Below are 19,428 nucleotides of genomic sequence, written 5' to 3' on the forward strand. Positions count from 1 at the left end.
CCTCCGGCCGTCGCGGTCGCTGTAGCCGTCGACCCTTCGACTATCAGCAGAATTTTGCAGAACGCAAAGATTGCCTTATAACTAAGGCATGATCGAGGCCCGCCACCTGCGCGTCCTGCGTGCCGTCGCCCGCACCGGCTCCTTCTCCGCCGCCGCCCGCGAGCTGGGGTGCACCCAGCCCGCCATCAGCCAGCAGATGAAGGCGCTGGAGAAGTCCGTGGACACCCCGCTGGTGGTCCGCTCGGGCCGCGGGATGCAGCTCAGCGAGGCCGGACGGGTCCTGCTCAAGCATGCCACCGGGATCCTGGCCGGGCTCTCCGCCGCCGAGGAGGAGGTGGCCGCGATCGCCGGGCTGCGGGCCGGCCGGGTGCGGCTGGTGTCCTTCCCGACCGCGAGTTCCACCCTGGTGCCGCCCGCCGTCGCCCGCCTGCGGGACAGCCATCCGGGGGTGCGCGTGTCGCTGGTCGAGGCGGAGCCGCCGGAGTCGCTGGCGATGCTGCGCGGCGGTGAGTGCGAGATCGCGCTGGCCTTCCGCTACCCGCAGTCCGACGGCGCCGCTCTGCTGCCGGCGCCCGCGCACGGCACGCCGCGGGAGGCGCGGGCCGAGGCGAACCTGGAGGCCCAGCAGCTGACCGCCGGAACGGACTGGTCCGATCTGGTGGTCACGCCGCTGCTGGACGACCCGCTGGTGGGCCTGCTGCCGGCCGCCCACCCGCTGGCCGGGCGGGGCGGGCCGGTGGGGCTGGGCGAGCTGGCGGGGGAGCAGTGGATCGCGGGCTGCCCGCAGTGCCGGGGCCACCTGGTGGAGCTCTGCGCGGGGGCGGGCTTCGAGCCCCGGATCGACTTCGCGACCGACGACTACCCGGCGGTGGTCGGCCTGGTGGCGGCCGGGCTGGGGGTGGCGGTGCTGCCCCGGCTGGCGCTGCAGTCGGTGCGTCCTGACGGCGTGTCGACGGTGCCGGTACGGACGGCCTCGGGGGCGCCGGCGGTGCGCCAGGTGGTCGCGCTGACCCTGGCGGACCTGGCCGAGGTGCCGGCCGTGGCCCTGATGCTGGAGCGGCTGGCGGGGACGGCGGCCGCCCGCTGACGGTGGGTGACGGGGCTCGGCGGCGGGGGCCCTGATCGGCCGCGACGGGGCTGTGGCGCCGCGCAGAAACGTTTCTTCACGGCGCGTCGTGGAGGCGGGTCTAGTGCCGCGCGACCGCCGGCGGGGTCAGTGGGACCTCCACCAGCCGGTGCCGCGAGCGCCCCAGCATCTCCTCGCGCTCGTCCTCGGTCATCCCGCCCCAGACCCCGTACGGCTCGCGGACCGCCAGTGCGTGCGCCGCGCACTCGGCGATCACCGGGCAGCGCATGCAGACCTCCTTGGCGCTGGCCTCGCGCGAACTGCGCGCGGCCCCTCGCTCGCCCTCGGGGTGGAAGAAGAGCGAGCTGTCCACGCCACGGCAGGCTGCGGAGAGCTGCCAGTCCCAGAGGTCCGCGTTGGGACCGGGGAGGCGGGAGAAATCTGCCATGGCTCATTCCCTTCAGAGGCTGTCGGCCGTCGGCCGGGCGTTCGGCGGGCTGCTGCCGAGCGGCACGGCGGGGCTTCGATGCACTGGTGTGGACACCTGGAAATATGACTTAAGGCAACTCCATGGACAAGTCACCCACACACTGGCACAACAGTCAATGACCATACGAAAGCTATAAAAACGGGCAAAGTGGGCAAGGGTCCTCGGCGGGCGCGGGCGTGGCAATCGGGTGGCCGACGGGCGCGCGACGCACCGAATCGGTGTGCGGGTCGCACGCCCACCGCGCGCGAGCTGCGGAAAAGTGCGGCGTGTGCACCGCGATGCGGCTGATCGGTAATGGGTTGGCCACGTACAGTGGTGGAGATGGCTCTGAAGGCCGTAACTCATTCGAGTGACGGTCGTTGGAAGTGCGGAGGCGGTTAGCGGGCGCCGGACGTCGGGAACGATCGCGGGCAAGTTGGGGCGATCAGCACGGAGTCTGTCGCCGATCGGCCGTGTCGGAGAGGTTCGTACCAGCCAGGAGGCTCAACGTGACGCGGATCAGCTGCGGAGGACGACGGTCATGACTTCCGTTCTCGTTTGCGACGATTCCCCGCTCGCCCGCGAGGCGCTTCGCCGCGCGGTCGCGACCGTACCCGGTGTGGACCGGGTCACCACCGCGACGAACGGGGAGGAGGTCCTCCGCCGCTGGGTGGCCGACCGCTCCGATCTCGTTCTGATGGACGTCCGGATGCCCGGCCTCGGCGGGGTCGAGACGGTCCGGCGGCTGCTGTCCGCCGACCCGGGCGCGCGGATCATCATGCTCACCGTCGCCGAGGACCTCGACGGCGTCGCGCTCGCGGTGGCCGCGGGTGCCCGCGGGTACCTGCACAAGGACGCCTCCCGCGCCGAACTGCGGGCCACCGTCACCCAGGCCCTCGCCGACCCGACCTGGCGGCTCGCCCCGCGCCGGCTGCGCAGCCCCGACATGGGGGCCGCGCCGACGTTGACGGCGCGTGAGATCCAGGTGCTGGAGGGCATGAGCCACGGCCGCAGCAACGCCGAGATCGGGCGCGAGCTGTTCCTGTCCGAGGACACGGTCAAGACCCACGCCCGACGGCTGTTCAAGAAGCTCGGGGCCTCGGACCGCGCGCACGCGGTGGCGCTGGGCTTCCGCTGGGGCCTGGTCCGCTGACCACCGGCCGCGCCGCCGGGTGCGGCGCGCCGCCGGCGATCCCCGGAGCGGGTGTCGCACAAGCGTGTGACGTTACGGTCCCGAGGTTGCACCATGGAGGAGTGGAGCACCTCGGGGACCAGCGGACAGGCACTGCGGCGAACGACGCAGCCGCAGGACACTCGGCGGACGGCGCGACGGACGGAACCACCGACGGCGGGGCGGGAGGCGGCACGGTGCAGGAGGGGCCGGTGGTGCGCGGAACGCCCCACGGTGCGGCAGCGCATAACGTTCCGGTGCACAACTCCGGACGCGGTGCCGCGTTTTCCCGCTCGACCAGGCACCATGGACCGATGCGCGACGACGTCGCCGGTGCGGCCGGCCAGGCGGACCCGGTGGAGGCCGAGCCCTCCGGTCCGGGCCACGATCCGTCGTACGCCGATTCCGTCGCTCCCGGCGGTTCCGGTGTCGGGGCCGGACCGGGCCGCCCGCCGGTGCTCGGCACGGGCGGCTCCCCGCTGATGGGTGAACTCGTCGCGGCCGCGGTGCGCGGCGAGGGCCCGGCGATCGACGCCCTGCTCGCCTACGTCCACCCGCTGGCCCTGCGGTACTGCCGCGCCAAGCTGGTCCGGCTGCCCGGCGGGGCCCGGCACCACGTGGACGACGTCGCCCAGGAGGTCTGCGTCGCGGTGCTGTGCGCGCTGCCGCGGTACAAGGACCAGGGGCGGCCGTTCGAGGCCTTCGTGTACGGCATCGCCGCGCACAAGATCGCCGACCTGCAGCGGGCCGCGATGCGCGGGCCCGGCTCGACCGTCGTCCCGCAGGACGACCTGCCGGAGGTGCCGGACGAGGCGCTCGGCCCGGAGGAGCAGGCGCTGCTGAGCAGCGACGCGGCCTGGGCCAAGGAACTGCTCTCCAACCTGCCGGCCCGTCAGCGCGAGCTGGTGCTGCTGCGGGTGGCCGCCGGGCTGTCCGCGGAGGAGACCGGCGAGGTGCTCGGGATGTCGCCCGGCGCGGTCCGGGTGGCCCAGCACCGGGCGCTCAGCCGGCTGCGGGCGCTCGCGGAGGAGTCCTCCTGACCCCGACCGCTCCGGTCGGCCCCGCCGTCGGCCGGGTTCCGCGGCGCGGCGGAATGTGGCGCCCCGGCGGGGTTGTTGTCAAGGGCACACGAGGACACATTCGCGGTGCCAGTACCATGGGGTATCGGCGCCTGGGCGGGTTGCCAAAGTTTCACGGGTGCGCGCTGGGTCCCCTTGGAGGATCCTCCCATTGCACCCGGCTTCGGCGGTCTGCGCGAGTGAGCGATGAATGCGCCCCCACCCTCAGGGCGTGAGCGGATAAGGCCGGCCACGGAAGGTACCCCCCAAATGTCTTACAACGCCGCAGGCGTACCCGAGAAGTTCGCCATGCTCGGGCTCACGTTCGATGACGTCCTGCTGCTGCCCGGGGCCTCCGAGGTGCTGCCGAACTCGGTGGACACCTCCTCTCGGGTCTCCCGGAACGTCCGCGTCAACATCCCGCTGCTCTCCGCGGCCATGGACAAGGTCACCGAGGCGCGGATGGCCATCGCGATGGCGCGCCAGGGCGGCGTCGGCGTGCTGCACCGCAACCTCTCGGTCGAGGACCAGGCCAACCAGGTCGACCTGGTGAAGCGCTCCGAGTCCGGCATGGTCACCGACCCGATCACGGTCGGCCCCGAGACCACGCTGGCCGAGGCCGACGCGCTGTGCGCCAAGTTCCGCATCTCCGGCGTCCCGATCGCCGACGAGGCCGGCAAGCTGCTCGGCATCGTCACCAACCGCGACATGGCCTTCGAGTCGGACCGCAGCCGCCAGGTCCGCGAGATCATGACCCCGATGCCGCTGATCACCGGCAAGGTCGGCATCTCCGGGGTGGACGCGATGGCGCTGCTGCGCCGCCACAAGATCGAGAAGCTGCCGCTGGTCGACGACGAGGGCCGGATCAAGGGCCTGATCACCGTCAAGGACTTCGTCAAGGCCGAGCAGTACCCGAACGCCGCCAAGGACGCCGAGGGCCGTCTGCTGGTCGGCGCCGCCGTCGGTGCCAGCGCCGAGGCGTTCGACCGGGCCCAGGCCCTGGTCGAGGCCGGTGCGGACTTCCTGGTGGTCGACACCTCGCACGGCCACAGCCACAACGCGCTGGCCTGGATCGCGAAGATCAAGTCGGCCGTCGGGGTCGACGTGGTCGGCGGCAACGTCGCCACCCGTGACGGCGCCCAGGCGCTGATCGACGCCGGCGTGGACGGCGTCAAGGTCGGCGTCGGCCCCGGCTCGATCTGCACCACCCGCGTGGTCGCCGGCATCGGCGTCCCGCAGATCACCGCCATCTACGAGGCCGCCCAGGCCTGCCAGGCGGCCGGCGTGCCGGTCATCGGCGACGGCGGCCTGCAGTACTCGGGCGACATCGGCAAGGCGCTGGCCGCCGGTGCCGACACCGTGATGCTCGGCTCGCTGCTGGCCGGCTGCGAGGAGTCCCCGGGCGAGCTGCTGTTCATCAACGGCAAGCAGTTCAAGTCCTACCGCGGCATGGGCTCGCTGGGCGCCATGCAGTCCCGCGGCCAGGGCCGCTCGTACTCCAAGGACCGCTACTTCCAGGCCGAGGTGGCCTCGGACGACAAGCTCGTCCCCGAGGGCATCGAGGGCCAGGTGCAGTACCGCGGCCCGCTGTCCGCCGTGCTGCACCAGCTCATCGGCGGCCTGCGCCAGACCATGGGCTACGTCGGCGCCGCCACCATCGCCGAGATGGAGAGCAAGGGCCGCTTCGTCCGGATCACCTCGGCGGGCCTCAAGGAGAGCCACCCGCACGACATCCAGATGACCGTCGAGGCGCCGAACTACTCCGCCCGCTGACCGGTCCGCCCGGCTCGGACGACCGAGGGGCCCGTCGCCGCACCCGCGGCGGCGGGCCCCTCGCCGTGTTCGCCCCCTCCGCCTGTCCGGCCCCGCCGCGGGTCCGCCCCTGTCGCGGGTCCGGGGAGCGGGCCGTCGGGGCGGTGCCGCCGGTAGTACGGGATACTGGGGTGCGGCCGGGGTGACCCGGCGGGCACAGCAACAAAGCAGAAGGGCTCGAAGTGACTGAGATCGAGATCGGGCGAGGCAAGCGCGGCCGCAGGGCGTACGCCTTCGACGACATCGCCGTCGTCCCCAGCCGCCGTACCCGGGACCCGAAGGAGGTCTCTATCGCCTGGCAGATCGACGCCTACCGCTTCGAGCTGCCGTTCCTCGCCGCCCCGATGGACAGCGTGGTCTCCCCGCAGCAGGCCATCGCCATCGGCCGCCTCGGCGGCCTGGGCGTGCTGAACCTGGAAGGCCTCTGGACCCGCTACGAGGACCCGCAGCCGCTGCTCGACGAGATCGCCGCGATCACCGACGAGGCCACCGCGACCCGCCGGCTGCAGGAGATCTACGCCGCGCCCATCCGCGCCGAGCTGATCAAGCAGCGCATCCAGGAGGTCCGCGACTCCGGCGTGGTCACCGCCGCCGCGCTCTCGCCGCAGCGCACCGCCGAGTTCTCCAAGGCCGTCGTGGACGCCGGCGTCGACGTCTTCGTCATCCGCGGCACCACCGTGTCGGCCGAGCACGTCTCCAGCGCCGCCGAGCCGCTCAACCTGAAGCAGTTCATCTACGAGCTGGACGTCCCGGTGATCGTCGGCGGCTGCGCCACGTACACCGCGGCCCTGCACCTGATGCGGACCGGCGCGGCCGGCGTGCTGGTCGGCTTCGGCGGCGGCGCCGCCCACACCACCCGCAACGTGCTCGGCATCCAGGTGCCGATGGCCACCGCCGTCGCCGACGTCGCGGCCGCCCGCCGCGACTACATGGACGAGTCCGGCGGCCGCTACGTGCACGTGATCGCGGACGGCGGCGTCGGCTACAGCGGCGACATCCCGAAGGCCGTCGCCTGCGGCGCCGACGCGGTGATGATCGGTGCCGCGCTGGCCCGCGCCACCGACGCCCCGGGCAAGGGCTTCCACTGGGGCATGGAGGCCGTCCACGAGGAGCTGCCGCGCGGCAAGCGGGTGGACCTCGGCACGGTCGGCACCACCGAGGAGATCCTCACCGGTCCGTCGCACACCCCGGACGGCACCATGAACCTGTTCGGTGCGCTGCGCCGCGCGATGGCCACCACCGGCTACACGGAGCTCAAGGAGTTCCAGCGGGTCGAGGTGACGGTCAACCCGGCGCTCGACCACCGCTGAGCCGTGCGCTGACGAAGGCCTCCGCCGGGTACGGCGGGGGCCTTCGGGCTGTCCGGGGGCGGTCGGCGGGGGGTCAGCCGCGGTCGGCGGTCCGGCGGGTGAGGAGGAAGCCGCCGATCAGGGCGATGGCGTAGAACGCCGCGTCGAGCGGGCGGAGGTCGGCGCGCCAGGCGGCCAGGGTGTCGTGGAGGAGGCCGCGGGGGCCGGGACCCCCGGCGTGCACCCGGCGCAGGTGTTCGGTCAGCTGGCCGATCAGGAGCGCGCCCGCCGCGAGCAGGGCGCCGAGCGGCGGGAGGAGCCGGTTCCGGCCACCGAGCAGGCCGAGCGGGAGGGCGACCAGGCCGGCCGGGGCGATGGCCAGCCAGCCGAGGCTGTCGGCGGCGCGCAGCGGGGCGCAGCCGTAGGCGAGGCCGCCGAGCAGCATCGCGAGGACGGCGAGGACGAGGGCCGGAGCGGTGCGCCGGCGGCGGGGGGCGCGCCGGGGCAGCGGGGCGACGGATTCGACGGTTTCGTAACCGTTCACCGGGGCGCCGGGCATGCCCGGCACCACGTAGCCCTCGGGGGAGGCCGGTGCCGGTGCGACCGAGTAGTGCTGGGCGGTGCGCGGCCGCGCCGATGGGCCGTCAGTGCCCGGTACGGGTGCGGTCATGGGCGTCGAATCCCCCCGGAAAAGACGATGAGCTGCCGAACGGTAGCAGTGATTCGGACGGATCTTGGCGAGTTTTCGATCACAGATCGGGCACGGAGCGCCGCTCCCGTTCCGGTTCGTCCCGGGTCGGGACGGGGGGCGGGTGGTCGCGAGCCCCCGGGACAGGGGATGATGGAGGCTTGGGCGTTCGGGCCCGGCCGGTCCGACACGCCGTCACCACGACCGCCAGCAGCACATGGGGGAACGTTCCGAATGACCCAGGCGCAGGGTTCCACCGGCCGCCTCCTGGCCGGCCGCTACCGCCTGAACGGCGTGCTCGGACGCGGCGGCATGGGCACCGTCTGGCGCGCCGAGGACGAGATGCTGGGCAGGACCGTCGCGGTCAAGGAACTGCGGATGAACGCCAGCGTCGAGGAGGAGGAGAAGCACCGGCTGATCGTCCGGACGCTGCGCGAGGCCAAGGCGACCGCCCGGATCCGGCACAACTCGGCGGTCACCGTCTTCGACGTGGTCGACGAGGACGACCGGCCGTGGATCGTCATGGAGCTGGTCGAGTCCCGCTCGCTGGCCGACGTCATCCGCGAGGACGGACCGCTCGCGCCCGTCCGGGCCGCCGAGATCGCGCTCGACGTGCTGGGCGTGCTGATCGCCGCGCACGCGCTCGGGATCCTGCACCGGGACGTCAAGCCGTCCAACGTGCTGATCGGCGATGACGGCCGGGTCGTGCTGACCGACTTCGGCATCGCCAGCGTGGAGGGCGACGCCTCGGTCACCTCCACCGGCATGCTGGTCGGCGCGCCCTCGTACATATCCCCGGAGCGGGCCCGCGGGCAGAAGCCGGGGCCGCCGGCCGACCTGTGGTCGCTGGGCGGCACGCTGTACGCGATGGTCGAGGGCCGCCCGCCGTACGACCGGGGCTCGGCGCTGGCCACCCTGACCGCGGTGATGACCGAGGACCTCGCCATGCCGGCGAACGCCGGGGCGCTGAAGCCGGTGATCGAGGGGCTGCTGGAGAAGGACCCGGCCGAGCGGCTGGACGCCTCGCAGACCCGGTCGATGCTCAAGCGGGTGGTCGCGGAGGCCACCGTGAAGGCCGAGTCGACCACCGAGCACGCGATGCCGGTGGAGACGGGGGCCGCCACGCCCGAGCCGTCGTCCAAGCCGCGGCCGACGTCCGAGCCCAAGCCGGCGGCCGAGCCCGAGGCCGTGGCCGAACCGACGCCTACGCCGACGCCGGAGCCCGGGCCGGAGAAGCCCGAGGCCGTCCGGAAGCGGACCGTGGGCGGGCTGCTGGGGACGGTCCGGGTGGGCAGCCGGGCCCGGGACGAGGAGCCGCCCGCGGCGGCCGTGGCGGAGCCCGCTGCCGCGGCGACGGAGCCGGTGCCCGACCCGATCCGTCCGGTGACCAGCGAGTGGACGATGGGCGCGACGCAGGCCGCCGGGGCCGACCCGCGCACCGGCCGGCGGCGGCTGGCCATCGCCACCGTGGTCGTGGTGCTGCTGCTGATCGCGGGAGTGGTCGCGGTGCTCCAGGCCGTCGGCGGCGACGCGAAGGGCGCGTCCACCCACGGCGCGGGCGCCACCTCGCCGGTGGCGACGACCGCGGACACCCCGCCGAGCCAGGGCGCGGCGCCGTCCGCGACGGAGCCCGCGCCCGCACCGGCGGAGACCGGGACGCCGGGCGCCGACGCCACCACCCCCGCCGCTCCCGCTCCCGCGCAGCCCGCCGCCACCACGCCGACGGCCCCCGTGCAGACCCCGGCTCCCGTGCAGACCCCCGCTCCCGTGCAGACCCCGGCGCCGTCCGCGCCGGGTGGTGCGGTGCCGGCCGGGTACCACGAGTACAAGGACCCGAGCGGCTTCTCGGTCGTCCTGCCGGACTGGCTGCAGCCGGCCGGGTCCGACTCCAACCGGCGGATCTTCAAGAACCCGGCCGACGGCAGTCAGCTGCGGATCGAGTGGACCACCTCGCCGGGCGACAGCGCCGTCGCCGACTGGCAGCAGTCCGAGCCCAACGTGCGCGGCCAGGTCACCAACTACCAGCGGCTGAACCTGTCGGCGATCACCTACCGGCAGTGGACCAACGCGGCGGACTGGGAGTGGACCAACGGCACGCCCAGGACCCACTCGCTCAACCGCGGCTTCGTGACCGGGACCCCGGCCAAGTACGGCTACTCGATCTACTGGATCGTCCCGGACGCGCAGTGGGCCGCGCAGGCCCCGGTCCGGGACGTCGTCTTCGGCACCTTCCAGCCCGCGCCGTGACCGCGGGGACGGCTTCCGGGCGGCCGTCCGCGCGGCCCGGCCGATGAGTTGCGCGCCGTCGCCGGGCGCCGGGGGATGACGGCGCCCGGAACCGGTACCGGCGGCTGCCCGTCCTAGGGTGGACAGTCGGCGGGTGACGCCCCCGCGGACGCGGCCGGGCGGCACCGGGCGACCGGCTCCTCGCCGTCGATGACGGCCCCTCGACGGTGCGGACGGCCTCCGCCCGGGCGGTCCGGTCGTCGTTCCCCGCCACCCGGAAGGCGGTGTCGACCGGTCAGGTCCGGTCCACCGGGCCGGGTGCGAAGGAGCCGCTCAGTAGGCTGCTCGGTGAGCGAGAGGAACTGGCATGCGAGGTGGCCCCGGGCAACTGCTGGCGGGACGGTACCGGCTGACGGACCGTCCCGAACCCTTCCGCGCCCACGCGGTGGACGAGCGGACCGGTGAATCGGTACTGCTGCGCGCCCTGGAACTGCCCGCGCTGCTGACCGCCGGTCAGGACCCGGAGGACGTGGTGCCCGCGCAGGCGGACCGGCTGGTGCGGCGGGTGGCGGCGGTCGGCTCGGCCGCGCCGGCCAAGCACCCGCGGCTGCTGCGCGGGGTCGGGGCCTTCGTCGAGGGCGAGCTGCTGTGGACGGCGGAGGAGCGCCCGGCCGGGCCGACGGCGGCCGAACTGCTGGTCGACGGGCCGGTGCAGCCCTACCGGGCGGCCGAGTTGGCGGCGGACCTGGCCGGCGCGCTGCGGGCGCTGCACGAGGCCGGCCTCACCCACGGCAACCTGACCGCCGATTCGGTACTGGTCTGCGAGGACGGCGCGGCGATGCTCGGCGGGTTGCTCGCCGGGGTGGCGCAGGAGGGGCTGGCCGAGGAGCTCGGCGGGCCGGGCGGGCGGCGCCGGTACGACGTACGGGCCACCCTGGTCGGCCCGGTGGCGGAGCGCTGGCCGCTCGACGGCGGCCCGGCGGGCGACTGCTGGGCGCTCGGGGTGTTGCTGCACCGGCTGGTCACCGGCCGCTCGCCGTACCCCGAGGGCGGTGTGCCGGAGCTGGTGACGGCCGTGCGGGACGGGCGGCGCGAGCACTCGGCGGCCTGCGGGCCGCTCGGGCCGCTGGTGGAGCGGCTGTTGCAGCCCGACCCGGTGCTGCGGCCGACCGCGGAGGCGGTGTGGCGGGAGCTGGCGGAGCTGCTGGCGGGCGCGCCGGAGCCGGTGGACGAGGAGCGGGTGGCGCGGGCGGTGACGCTGAAGCCGCAGGCGCCGTTGGTGGTGCGGCCGCGCCGGGGCGGCCGACGGGGCGCAGGATCCGGGAATTCCGGGAGTGCCGCGGCGGGCAACGGCCCCGGTGACGGGCCCGGCGGTGGCGGGAAACCGCCACGGATACCCCCCGCCCTCCTGGGACCGCTGCTGGTGGGGGGAGTCCTTGCCCTGCTGGCGCTGGGAATTGCCGCCGTGGTGCTGTTCGCAGGCTGACGGCCCGGACGGACCGGGTGTCGCCGCTCCGGGAGGCGGGCGTGATTACCGGGGGCGGCACGCTGCGCCTAATGTGTGCGTGGGATTTGTTCGAACAGTGGTCTGCACCAGGCCCTCCGTCGCGGTGACGGCAGGCGGAATGTGTGGGGGAGCGGTCGCAGATGGGTGTGCAGGACGGGCCGGAAGCGGCCGAGGCGGAGCGGTTGCTGGCCGGGCGTTACGAGCTCGGCGAGCGGCTCGGCCGTGGCGGCATGGGCACCGTCTGGCGGGCCTGGGACCGGATGCTCGACCGCGAGGTCGCGGTCAAGGAGCTGACCGTCAACCACCTCCCCGAGGAGGACCTGCAGATCCTGCACACCCGGATGAAGCGCGAGGCCAGCGCGGCCGCGCGGATCAAGCACCCCGGCGTGATCACCGTGCACGACGTGCTGGAGCAGGACGGCCGGCCGTGGATCGTGATGGAACTGGTCGACGGCCGCTCGCTGGCCGACGTGATCAGCCAGGACGGCACCCTGCAGCCGCGCGCCGCGGCCGAGGTCGGCAGTCAGGTGCTCGCCGCGCTGCACCGCGGCCACCAGCTGGGCGTGCTGCACCGGGACGTGAAGCCCGCCAACGTGCTGCTGGAGCGCGGCACCGGGCGGGTGGTGCTGCTGGACTTCGGCATCGCGAAGTACGAGGGCTCCACCGAACTGACCCGGCCGGGTGACCTGGTGGGCTCGCCGGACTACCTGGCACCGGAGCGCGCCCAGGGCGAGCGCCCCGGACCGGCCTCCGACCTGTGGGGCCTCGGGGCGACGCTGTACGCGGCGGTCGAGGGCCAGTCGCCGTTCCGCCGGGACTCGCCGATCAGCACGCTGGCCGCGGTCGTCGACGAGCCGCTGCCGGAGTCGCGCCGGGCCGGGCCGCTGGGGCCGGTGCTGGCCGCGCTGATGGCCAAGGACCCGGACGAGCGCCCGACCGCGGACGAGGTGGCCAGGATGCTGGCCGAGGTCCAGGCCGGGCACACCATGGGCTTCAAGAGCGTCGCGCCGCTGCGGGCGCCCACCCAGTCGGTACCGGTGGTGGACCGCCGTGAGCACCCTGCGGAGACCGCGGAGGCCCCGGACGGGGGTGCCGAGGGCGCCGAAGGGCCGACCGAGCAGCACGCACCCGCCGGCACGCCCACGGCCACGGCCACGCCCGCCGTCCACGAGACCTCGGGCGGCGGGGCGGACGCCGCGCGGGCGCACACCGGGCCGGTCGCGCCGGTGGCGCACGCCGTCACGCCCGCGCGCGGCCCGGCCAAGCGCCGCAACACCGCCAGGATCGTCGCCGTCGCGGTGGCGGTCGGCCTGCTGGCGGCCGCCGGCACCTTCCTCGTCACCCGGCACGTGGTGGGCGGCGGTTCCGAGGAACCGACGCCGACCGCGCCGGTCGAGTCCACCGGGCCGGAGCCCACCACCGGCGCCAGCCCCTCGGCGGCGGCGCCCGACGGCTACCGCTGGGTCGACGACCCGGCCGGCTTCCGCTTCCCGCTGCCCTCGGGCACCCCGGCCTGGCAGCGCAGCACCACCTCCGACAACCAGATCTACTACAGCCCCGACAGCAAGACGCACTACCTGCAGTTCGCCGTCACCGCCGGACAGTCGGTGAAGCCGTTGGAGCACATGCGGCAGATGGAGGGCTCCGTCTCCAAGTCGCTGAAGGACTACAAGCAGCACAAGATGACCAGCGTCGCGGTCAACGGCCACGAGGCGGCCGTCTGGGAGTTCAGCTACGCCGCCCAGGGCGGCGGCCGACGCCGGGCCGTCGAGGCCGAGTTCATCGACGACGACGGCACCAGCTACGCGATCTACTCCTCCAGCCCGGAGCGGGGCAACGAGTGGACCGAGGCCGAACAGCGCTTCAACGCGGTGCTCCGCGACTTCACGCCGACCCGCTGAGCCGGGGCCGGCCGCGGGGAGGCTCCGGCGGCCGGGACGCCCGCTTTCGCCCGACTGCGGCAGATTCTTGTTACCCACGGGTACCGGACCGGCCGCCGAAGGCCTAGGCTGCGCCGTATGTCGGACCTCACAGCAGATGCAGTGGCCACCGAACACCCCGGCGCCGGCAACCCGGCGGCCCCCGGCGGGGCCAGGACCGTCGCGGCGGCCGTCCCGCCGTCCCTGGTCGACCGGCTGGCCGTCGGCGTCACCGCCACCGGCGAGCCCGACCTGGTGGAGACCGTCGCCCCGCTGACCGGCGAGCGGCTGGCCTGCCTGCCGCAGTCCACCCCGGCCGACGTCGAGGTCGCCTTCCAGCTGGCCCGCCGCGCCCAGACGGCCTGGGCCGCGCTGCCGGTGCGCCGACGCGCCGCCGTCCTGCTGCGCTTCCACGACCTGCTGCTCAAGCGGCAGGACGAGGTGCTCGACCTCATCCAGGCGGAGACCGGCAAGGCCCGGCTGCACGCCTTCGAGGAGGTGCTGGCCGTCGCCATGGCCGCCCGGCACTACGGGCGGACCGCCCACACGTACCTCAAGGACAAGCGGCGCGGCGGCGCGCTGCCGGTGCTCACCCACGCGGTCGAGGCCCGCCGCCCCAAGGGCGTGATCGGCCACATCTCGCCCTGGAACTACCCGCTGGAGCTGTCCGTCGGCGACGCCCTGCCCGCCTTCGCGGCCGGCAACGCGGTGGTCAACAAGCCCGACACCCAGACCGCGCTGACCGCCCTGTGGGCCCGCGAGCTGCTCGTCGAGGCCGGGCTGCCGGCCGACCTGTGGCAGGTCGTGATCGGCGACGGGCCGGTGATCGGCCCCGCCGTGGTGGAGCACGCCGACTACGTCTCGTTCACCGGCTCCACCCGTACCGGCCGCGACGTCGCCCAGCGCGCCGCCGCCCGGCTCGTCGGCGCCTCGCTCGAACTCGGCGGCAAGAACGCCATGCTGGTGCTCTCCGACGCCGACCTCGACGCCGCCGCTGCGGGTGCCGTCCGGGCCTGCTTCTCCTCCGCCGGGCAGCTGTGCATCTCGATCGAGCGGCTGCTGGTGCACCGCTCGGTGGCCGACGAGTTCCTGGAGCGCTTCGCCGCCCGCACCCGGGCGCTGCGCCTCGGCGGCGGCCTCGCGTACGGCGCGGACATGGGCTCGCTGGTCTCCGTCCGCCAGCTGGAGACCACCACCCGGCACGTGGAGGAAGCGGTCAAGGCGGGCGCCACCGTGGTGGCGGGCGGGCACGCCCGGCCGGACCTCGGCCCGTTCTTCTTCGAGCCGACCATCCTCGACGACGTCACCCCGGAGATGGCGGTCTGCTCCGAGGAGACCTTCGGCCCGGTCGTCTCCGTCTACCGCTTCGACACCGAGGAGGAGGCGGTGGCCGCCGCCAACTCCACGCCCTACGGCCTGAACTCCAGCGTCTGGACCAAGGACCTGCGGCGCGGCCGGACGGTCGCGGCCCGGCTGCGCACCGGAACGGTCAACGTCAACGAGGCCTACGCGGCCGCGTACGGCTCGGTCGCCTCCCCGATGGGCGGCATGGGCGACTCCGGGCTGGGCCGCCGGCACGGCGCCGAGGGCATCCTGCGCTTCACCGAGGCGCAGACCATCGCGACCCAGCGGCTGATGCCGATCGCGCCCTCGTTCGGCCTGGACGACAAGCAGTTCGCCGCCGTGATGACCGGCGGGCTGCGCGCGCTCAAGGCGCTGCGCTTCAGGTAGGCCCGAGCGGCACGCGGGCCCCGCCGTCGTGCGGGGCCCGACCCGCGTTTCCCACAGGCATGTTCATCCCGGCGAAGGAGCGGTGGCAGATGGTGGAGTCCGGCGGTGCGGCGGAGTTCGACTACGACGTGGTCGTGGTCGGGTCCGGCTTCGGCGGATCGGTCGCGGCACTGCGGCTGACCGAGAAGGGCTACCGCGTCGCGGTCCTGGAGGCCGGGCGGCGCTTCGACCGGGACGAACTGCCCAAGAACTCCTGGGACCTGCAGAACTACCTGTGGGCACCGCAGCTCGGTCTGTACGGCATCCAGCGGATCCACCTGCTGGCCAACGTGCTGATCCTGGCCGGCGCCGGGGTCGGCGGCGGGTCGCTGAACTACGCCAACACCCTGTACGTGCCGCCGAAGGCCTTCTTCGAGGACCGCCAGTGGCGCCACATCACCGACTGGCAGGAGGAGCTGGCGCCGTTCTACGACCAGGCGCAGCGGATGCTCGGGGTCCGGCTGAACCCGACCGTCACCCCCTCCGACGTCCACCTCAAGGCGGCCGCCGAGCAGATGGGCGTCGCCGACACCTTCCACATGGCGCCGGTCGGGGTGTTCTTCGGCGACGGCGAGGACGCCGGGGGCACCTCCGGGGCGGGGTCCGGCGGAGGGGCGGTGAAGGCGGCGCCCGGTGAGGAGGTCGCCGACCCGTACTTCGGCGGCGCCGGCCCGGCCCGCAAGGCCTGCGTGGAGTGCGGCGAGTGCATGACCGGCTGCCGGCACGGCGCCAAGAACATGCTCACCGAGAACTACCTGTACCTGGCGGAGCGGGGCGGTGCGGAGATCCACCCGCTCACCACGGTGGCCCGGATCCGGGAGATCGGCGGGGTCGACGGGAGCCGCGGCTACGCCGTGGACGTGCGCCGCACCGACTCGCGCTCGAAGACGGACCGGGTGAAGGCGGGCGCGCGGACCGTCACCGCCGCCCGGGTGGTCGTCGCGGCCGGCACCTACGGCACCCAGTCGCTGCTGCACCGGATGCGCGCGGCCGGGCACCTGCCCCGGATCTCCGCCCGGCTCGGCGAGCTGACCCGCACCAACTCCGAGGCCCTGGTGGGCGCGCAGACCACCGACCGGCGCTACGGCGCCAAGGCGGACTTCACCAAGGGCGTCGCGATCACCTCCTCGATCCACCCGGACGCCAACACCCACATCGAGCCGGTCCGCTACGGCAAGGGCTCCAACGCGATGGGCGCGCTGTCGATCGCCCAGGTCAAGGGCGCCGGACGGGGCCCGCGCTGGCTGCGCTACCTGGGCAACTCGGTGCTCCACCCGGTGACCTTCGCCCGCTCGATGGACCAGCGCGGCTGGTCCGAGAAGACGATCATCGGCCTGGTGATGCAGTCGCTGGACAACTCGATCACCGTCTCGCTGAAGAAGGGCCCGCTCGGCAAGGACCGGCTCACCTCCAGCCAGGGCCACGGCGCCCCCAACCCGACCTGGATCCCGGCCGCCGAACGCGGCGCCCAGGCGCTGGCCGCCGAGATCAACGGCTTCGCGGGCAGCACCGTCGGCGAGATCTTCGACATTCCGATGACCGCGCACTTCCTCGGCGGCTGCCCGATCGGCGACGCTCCCGAGACCGGCGTGGTCGACCCGTACCACCGGCTGTACGGCTACCCCGGGATCAGCGTGGTGGACGGCGCGGCCGTCTCCGCCAACCTCGGCGTCAACCCCTCGCTCACCATCACCGCGCAGGCCGAGCGCGCCATGTCGATGTGGCCGAACAAGGGCGAGGCCGACCGGCGCCCGGAGCAGGACGAGGCGTACCGGCGGGTCACCCCGGTGGCGCCGCTGCGGCCGGCCGTGCCGGAGGGCGCGTTCGGCGCGCTGCGGCTGCCGCTGCTGCCCGTCCCGGAGGTCCCGAAGAAGCAGGGCTGAAGCCCCTGCGAAGGGCCAATCAGGGTGCCGGCGTTCCCGGTTGACATCCGTTCGGGTCCGATGGGATAAACGGGCTCCTTGGGGCAGCCCAGGGACTCGTCGAGCGGGGGGAACCGGTCCATGGCCAACTGCGCATCGTGCGGCGCGACTTCGGTGGAGGGGGCGTCGGCCTGCGGCTCGTGCGGGCGGCCGGTCGCGCCCCCGCCGCCGCCCGCAGCCCCGCCCGCAGTCCCGCCCGCAGTCCCGCTCGCCGCACCTCCGCCGGTGCCGCCCGCCGTGCCCCCGGCCGTACCCCCGCCGCGCGGTGCTCCCGGTGCGCCCGGTTCATCCGGTGCGCCCGGTGCGCCCGGTGCGCCCGGGAGCCCGCCGGGGTTCGCGGCGACGCCGCCGTACGGCCCCGGCGGGGGCCCGGCCGTGCCGCCCGCGGTGGGCAGTTGGGGCACCGGGACGCCGTACGCCCCTCAGTCACCCGTCCACCGCCTGCTCACCGGGGCGGACTGGCGCCCGGCCCTCAGGGCGGCCGTCGCGCCGACCCTCGTCCTGCTGCTGGCCGCACTGATCGCGGCCGTCCCGAGCGACTACCAGTACGAGTACCGGTTCCGGTCGCCGGACTTCGGCGACCGCTTCGGCGCGACGCTGTCGATGGCGCTGAACGCCCTCGGCGCGCCCTTCAGGATCGGGTACCAGAGCCCGCTGAGCCGGGGCCACGCCGAACGGATGGACATCGTGCTCCGGGTGGCGCCGATGACCGTCACCGTCCTGTGGTGCCTGGCGCTCTGGCGCGGCCTGCGGGCCGGGCTGCGCCGCCACAAGGCGGTGGTGGGACAGCTGACCCGCGCCCAGGCCGCCGGGGAGGCGCTGCGCACCGCCCTGGTCCTGGCCGGGGTGACCACGGTGCTCTGGGCAGTCGGCGGTACGACCTGGCAGCCGCGGGACACCTTCGACGTGCCCGACTACACCGGCACCAGCGGCCAGGACCTGTCCCGGCCGGTGATCACCGCGGGCGCCGGCTGGCTGGAGGCGGTCGGCTGGACCCTGCTGCTGGCCGGACTGCTGGCCTTCGTCGTCCACGGCACCGACGCGCTGCGCTGGGCGGCCTGGCGCAGCCGGTCGGTGCGCGGCTGGGCGGTCGCCGCGCTGAGCGCGGGCCAGGCGATGGCGGTGTCGGTGGCGCTGTCCGCGGTGGCGGCCTTCGTCCTGGTCGCGGCGAACAGCACGAGCGGTGGGCAGGTCGGGCTGGCGCTGGCCTTCCTGCCCAACCTCGGCCTGGCCCTGCTGGGCTTCGGCTCGGGGGCGACCTTCCAGGCCCACAGCGGCCTGACCGGCGGGGAGACGTCCTGGGGCAAGCGCAGCGAGGACCTGAACCTCTCCTTCTTCGACCTGCACGACCAGGTGACCGCCGACTGGCGCTGGGCCGGCCTGCTGGCGCTCGTCGCGGCGGGGACGCTCGGCTGGACGGCGCACCGGCGGCAGCTGGACGCGGCCGACCGGCTGCGGCTGGCGGCCGTGCACGCCGCGGCGCTCACCGTGCTGATGGCGGTGGCCGGGGCGATGGTGACCCGGACCTCGTCGATGGCGGGCTGGAGCCGGACCTCCGACCTGCAGGTGTCCCAGGAGAACGCGGTCGGGCTGACCTTCCTCACCGTCCTGGCGGCCAACGCGGTCTGGGCGCTGGCCGGTGCGCTGCTGGTGCCGCCGCTGCTGGCGGCGGTCCGCGGCGGTGGCGCGGGTGCCGGGAACACCAAGGGCCCGTACGGCGGTGCGTCGTACGACGGTGCACCCGGGGGCGCGGCTCCGCATCCGTACACCCCGCTGCCGCCCGTGCCGTCGGAGGTGCCGCCCGTGCCGACGTCGCCGCACGGTGTTCCCGCGCACGGCGTTCCCGCGCAGGCCGGCCCGCGGCAGGACGTGCCGGGCGGGGGCGCTCCGGCGCACGACGTCCCGCTGCGGGCCGCCGCGCCGCAGGACGGGCCGCCCGCGCCCGGGAGCGGGGTGAGCGAGGTGCTCGGCTCGCACGAGGCGCCGCCCACCCCCGCGGCGGGGACCCGGGCCGGTGCGCCGACGGTCGCCGACGTGCCGTCCCCCCGGGGCGAGGAGCCGGTCGATCCGAGCGTCTGGCGCGAGCACCCCTGAGCCCGGCGGGCCCTGGAAAGGGCAAAGGGCCCCGCGGGGGAACGGGGCCCTTTGTCGCTCAGCACTCGGCGTCAGGGCCGCGCCGGTGCTGGGGTGACGGCGCCGGGGGAGGAGCGCCGTCGTGTCGGTTGGCTTCGGTCCGCGTCGCGGCTCCCGGTACGGGTGGCCGTCGGTGCGGGGCGCGCACGCGCGTGGAACGGCTCGCGGCGCGCGGGTCTGCGCCGGTTCCTCGCTCACGGAGCGTGAAGTGAAAACCGCTGTCGCCTGGCTGTGCGGCGGCTGCGGCACGTCGTCGGCCGGCCTCCTCGGCTAGCCGTCAGGTCGCCGGGAGAAAGGCTTACAACGAGCATCGTGCTGGACGAGGGGCTCGCTCTGCAACCGATTCGGCACAGTTCGATCCGGTGCATGTGTTGCCGGGACAGCCGCCAATGATCACG

Annotated in this window: 13 protein-coding genes; 11 read left to right on the top strand and 2 right to left on the bottom strand. The window is 74.5% G+C overall.

Annotated features, from left to right (window positions below; genetic code table 11):
* Positions 1–88 precede the first annotated feature (88 nt).
* Positions 89–1,087 (top strand): LysR family transcriptional regulator, encoded by a 999-nt coding sequence (locus tag ACFV04_RS03910; RefSeq protein WP_360254710.1) that lies wholly within the window; start codon positions 89–91, stop codon positions 1,085–1,087.
* Between the two features lie 100 nt (positions 1,088–1,187).
* Here the strand turns inward: ACFV04_RS03910 and ACFV04_RS03915 are convergent, their stop codons facing one another.
* Complete coding sequence (locus ACFV04_RS03915) at positions 1,188–1,514, bottom strand: WhiB family transcriptional regulator (protein WP_380341270.1); 327 nt, start codon at positions 1,512–1,514, stop codon at positions 1,188–1,190.
* A 562-nt stretch (positions 1,515–2,076) separates the two neighbouring features.
* Between ACFV04_RS03915 and ACFV04_RS03920 the strand changes: the two genes are divergently transcribed.
* The 4 genes from ACFV04_RS03920 to ACFV04_RS03935 all read left to right on the top strand — a co-directional run bounded on the left by ACFV04_RS03920 (position 2,077) and on the right by ACFV04_RS03935 (position 6,886).
* The gene (locus tag ACFV04_RS03920) at positions 2,077–2,688 is read left to right on the top strand and encodes a response regulator transcription factor (RefSeq protein ID WP_014136228.1); all 612 of its coding nucleotides are present in this window, start codon (positions 2,077–2,079) and stop codon (positions 2,686–2,688) included.
* Positions 2,689–3,188: 500 nt separating this feature from the next.
* Positions 3,189–3,746: an RNA polymerase sigma factor ShbA gene (gene shbA, locus ACFV04_RS03925; protein WP_196948785.1), complete on the top strand. Its 558-nt coding sequence runs from the start codon at positions 3,189–3,191 to the stop codon at positions 3,744–3,746.
* Positions 3,747–4,034: 288 nt separating this feature from the next.
* Positions 4,035–5,537, top strand: coding sequence for an IMP dehydrogenase (gene guaB, locus ACFV04_RS03930; protein WP_360254713.1), 1,503 nt, complete (start codon positions 4,035–4,037; stop codon positions 5,535–5,537).
* Positions 5,538–5,758: 221 nt separating this feature from the next.
* Positions 5,759–6,886: a GuaB3 family IMP dehydrogenase-related protein gene (locus ACFV04_RS03935; protein WP_360254715.1), complete on the top strand. Its 1,128-nt coding sequence runs from the start codon at positions 5,759–5,761 to the stop codon at positions 6,884–6,886.
* A gap of 73 nt (positions 6,887–6,959) precedes the next feature.
* Here ACFV04_RS03935 and ACFV04_RS03940 read toward each other — a convergent pair whose 3' ends face one another.
* Entirely contained in the window at positions 6,960–7,535 is a 576-nt protein-coding gene (locus ACFV04_RS03940; protein ID WP_380341267.1) for a hypothetical protein, read from the bottom strand.
* Between the two features lie 252 nt (positions 7,536–7,787).
* Between ACFV04_RS03940 and ACFV04_RS03945 the strand changes: the two genes are divergently transcribed.
* The 6 genes from ACFV04_RS03945 (at position 7,788) to ACFV04_RS03970 (ending at position 18,991) form a co-directional block, all read left to right on the top strand.
* A complete protein-coding gene (locus tag ACFV04_RS03945) occupies positions 7,788–9,800 on the top strand; it encodes a protein kinase (protein WP_380341265.1) in 2,013 nt (670 codons plus the stop codon).
* A 346-nt stretch (positions 9,801–10,146) separates the two neighbouring features.
* Entirely contained in the window at positions 10,147–11,265 is a 1,119-nt protein-coding gene (locus tag ACFV04_RS03950) for a protein kinase (RefSeq protein ID WP_380526611.1), read from the top strand.
* 161 nt (positions 11,266–11,426) lie between these two features.
* On the top strand, positions 11,427–13,187 hold the full coding sequence (locus tag ACFV04_RS03955; RefSeq protein WP_380341259.1) for a protein kinase: 1,761 nt from the start codon (positions 11,427–11,429) through the stop codon (positions 13,185–13,187).
* A 117-nt stretch (positions 13,188–13,304) separates the two neighbouring features.
* Positions 13,305–14,936, top strand: a complete 1,632-nt coding sequence (locus ACFV04_RS03960) for a succinic semialdehyde dehydrogenase (protein ID WP_380526613.1) — start codon at positions 13,305–13,307, stop codon at positions 14,934–14,936.
* Between the two features lie 59 nt (positions 14,937–14,995).
* The gene (locus tag ACFV04_RS03965; protein WP_380526615.1) at positions 14,996–16,858 is read left to right on the top strand and encodes a GMC oxidoreductase; all 1,863 of its coding nucleotides are present in this window, start codon (positions 14,996–14,998) and stop codon (positions 16,856–16,858) included.
* A gap of 414 nt (positions 16,859–17,272) precedes the next feature.
* The gene (locus ACFV04_RS03970) at positions 17,273–18,991 is read left to right on the top strand and encodes a proline-rich domain-containing protein (protein ID WP_380526617.1); all 1,719 of its coding nucleotides are present in this window, start codon (positions 17,273–17,275) and stop codon (positions 18,989–18,991) included.
* The last annotated feature ends 437 nt before the right edge of the window (positions 18,992–19,428 follow it).

This window comes from Kitasatospora sp. NPDC059599, from assembly GCF_042735125.1.
Lineage (GTDB): Bacteria > Actinomycetota > Actinomycetes > Streptomycetales > Streptomycetaceae > Kitasatospora.

Coding starts and splice junctions, on each gene's coding strand:
- ACFV04_RS03910 (WP_360254710.1), top strand. CDS start 89: ATGATCGAGGCCCGCCACCTGCGCGTCCTGCGTGCCGTCGCCCGCACC.
- ACFV04_RS03915 (WP_380341270.1), bottom strand. CDS start 1,514: ATGGCAGATTTCTCCCGCCTCCCCGGTCCCAACGCGGACCTCTGGGAC.
- ACFV04_RS03920 (WP_014136228.1), top strand. CDS start 2,077: ATGACTTCCGTTCTCGTTTGCGACGATTCCCCGCTCGCCCGCGAGGCG.
- shbA (WP_196948785.1), top strand. CDS start 3,189: ATGGGTGAACTCGTCGCGGCCGCGGTGCGCGGCGAGGGCCCGGCGATC.
- guaB (WP_360254713.1), top strand. CDS start 4,035: ATGTCTTACAACGCCGCAGGCGTACCCGAGAAGTTCGCCATGCTCGGG.
- ACFV04_RS03940 (WP_380341267.1), bottom strand. CDS start 7,535: ATGACCGCACCCGTACCGGGCACTGACGGCCCATCGGCGCGGCCGCGC.
- ACFV04_RS03945 (WP_380341265.1), top strand. CDS start 7,788: ATGACCCAGGCGCAGGGTTCCACCGGCCGCCTCCTGGCCGGCCGCTAC.
- ACFV04_RS03950 (WP_380526611.1), top strand. CDS start 10,147: ATGCGAGGTGGCCCCGGGCAACTGCTGGCGGGACGGTACCGGCTGACG.
- ACFV04_RS03955 (WP_380341259.1), top strand. CDS start 11,427: ATGGGTGTGCAGGACGGGCCGGAAGCGGCCGAGGCGGAGCGGTTGCTG.
- ACFV04_RS03960 (WP_380526613.1), top strand. CDS start 13,305: ATGTCGGACCTCACAGCAGATGCAGTGGCCACCGAACACCCCGGCGCC.
- ACFV04_RS03965 (WP_380526615.1), top strand. CDS start 14,996: ATGTTCATCCCGGCGAAGGAGCGGTGGCAGATGGTGGAGTCCGGCGGT.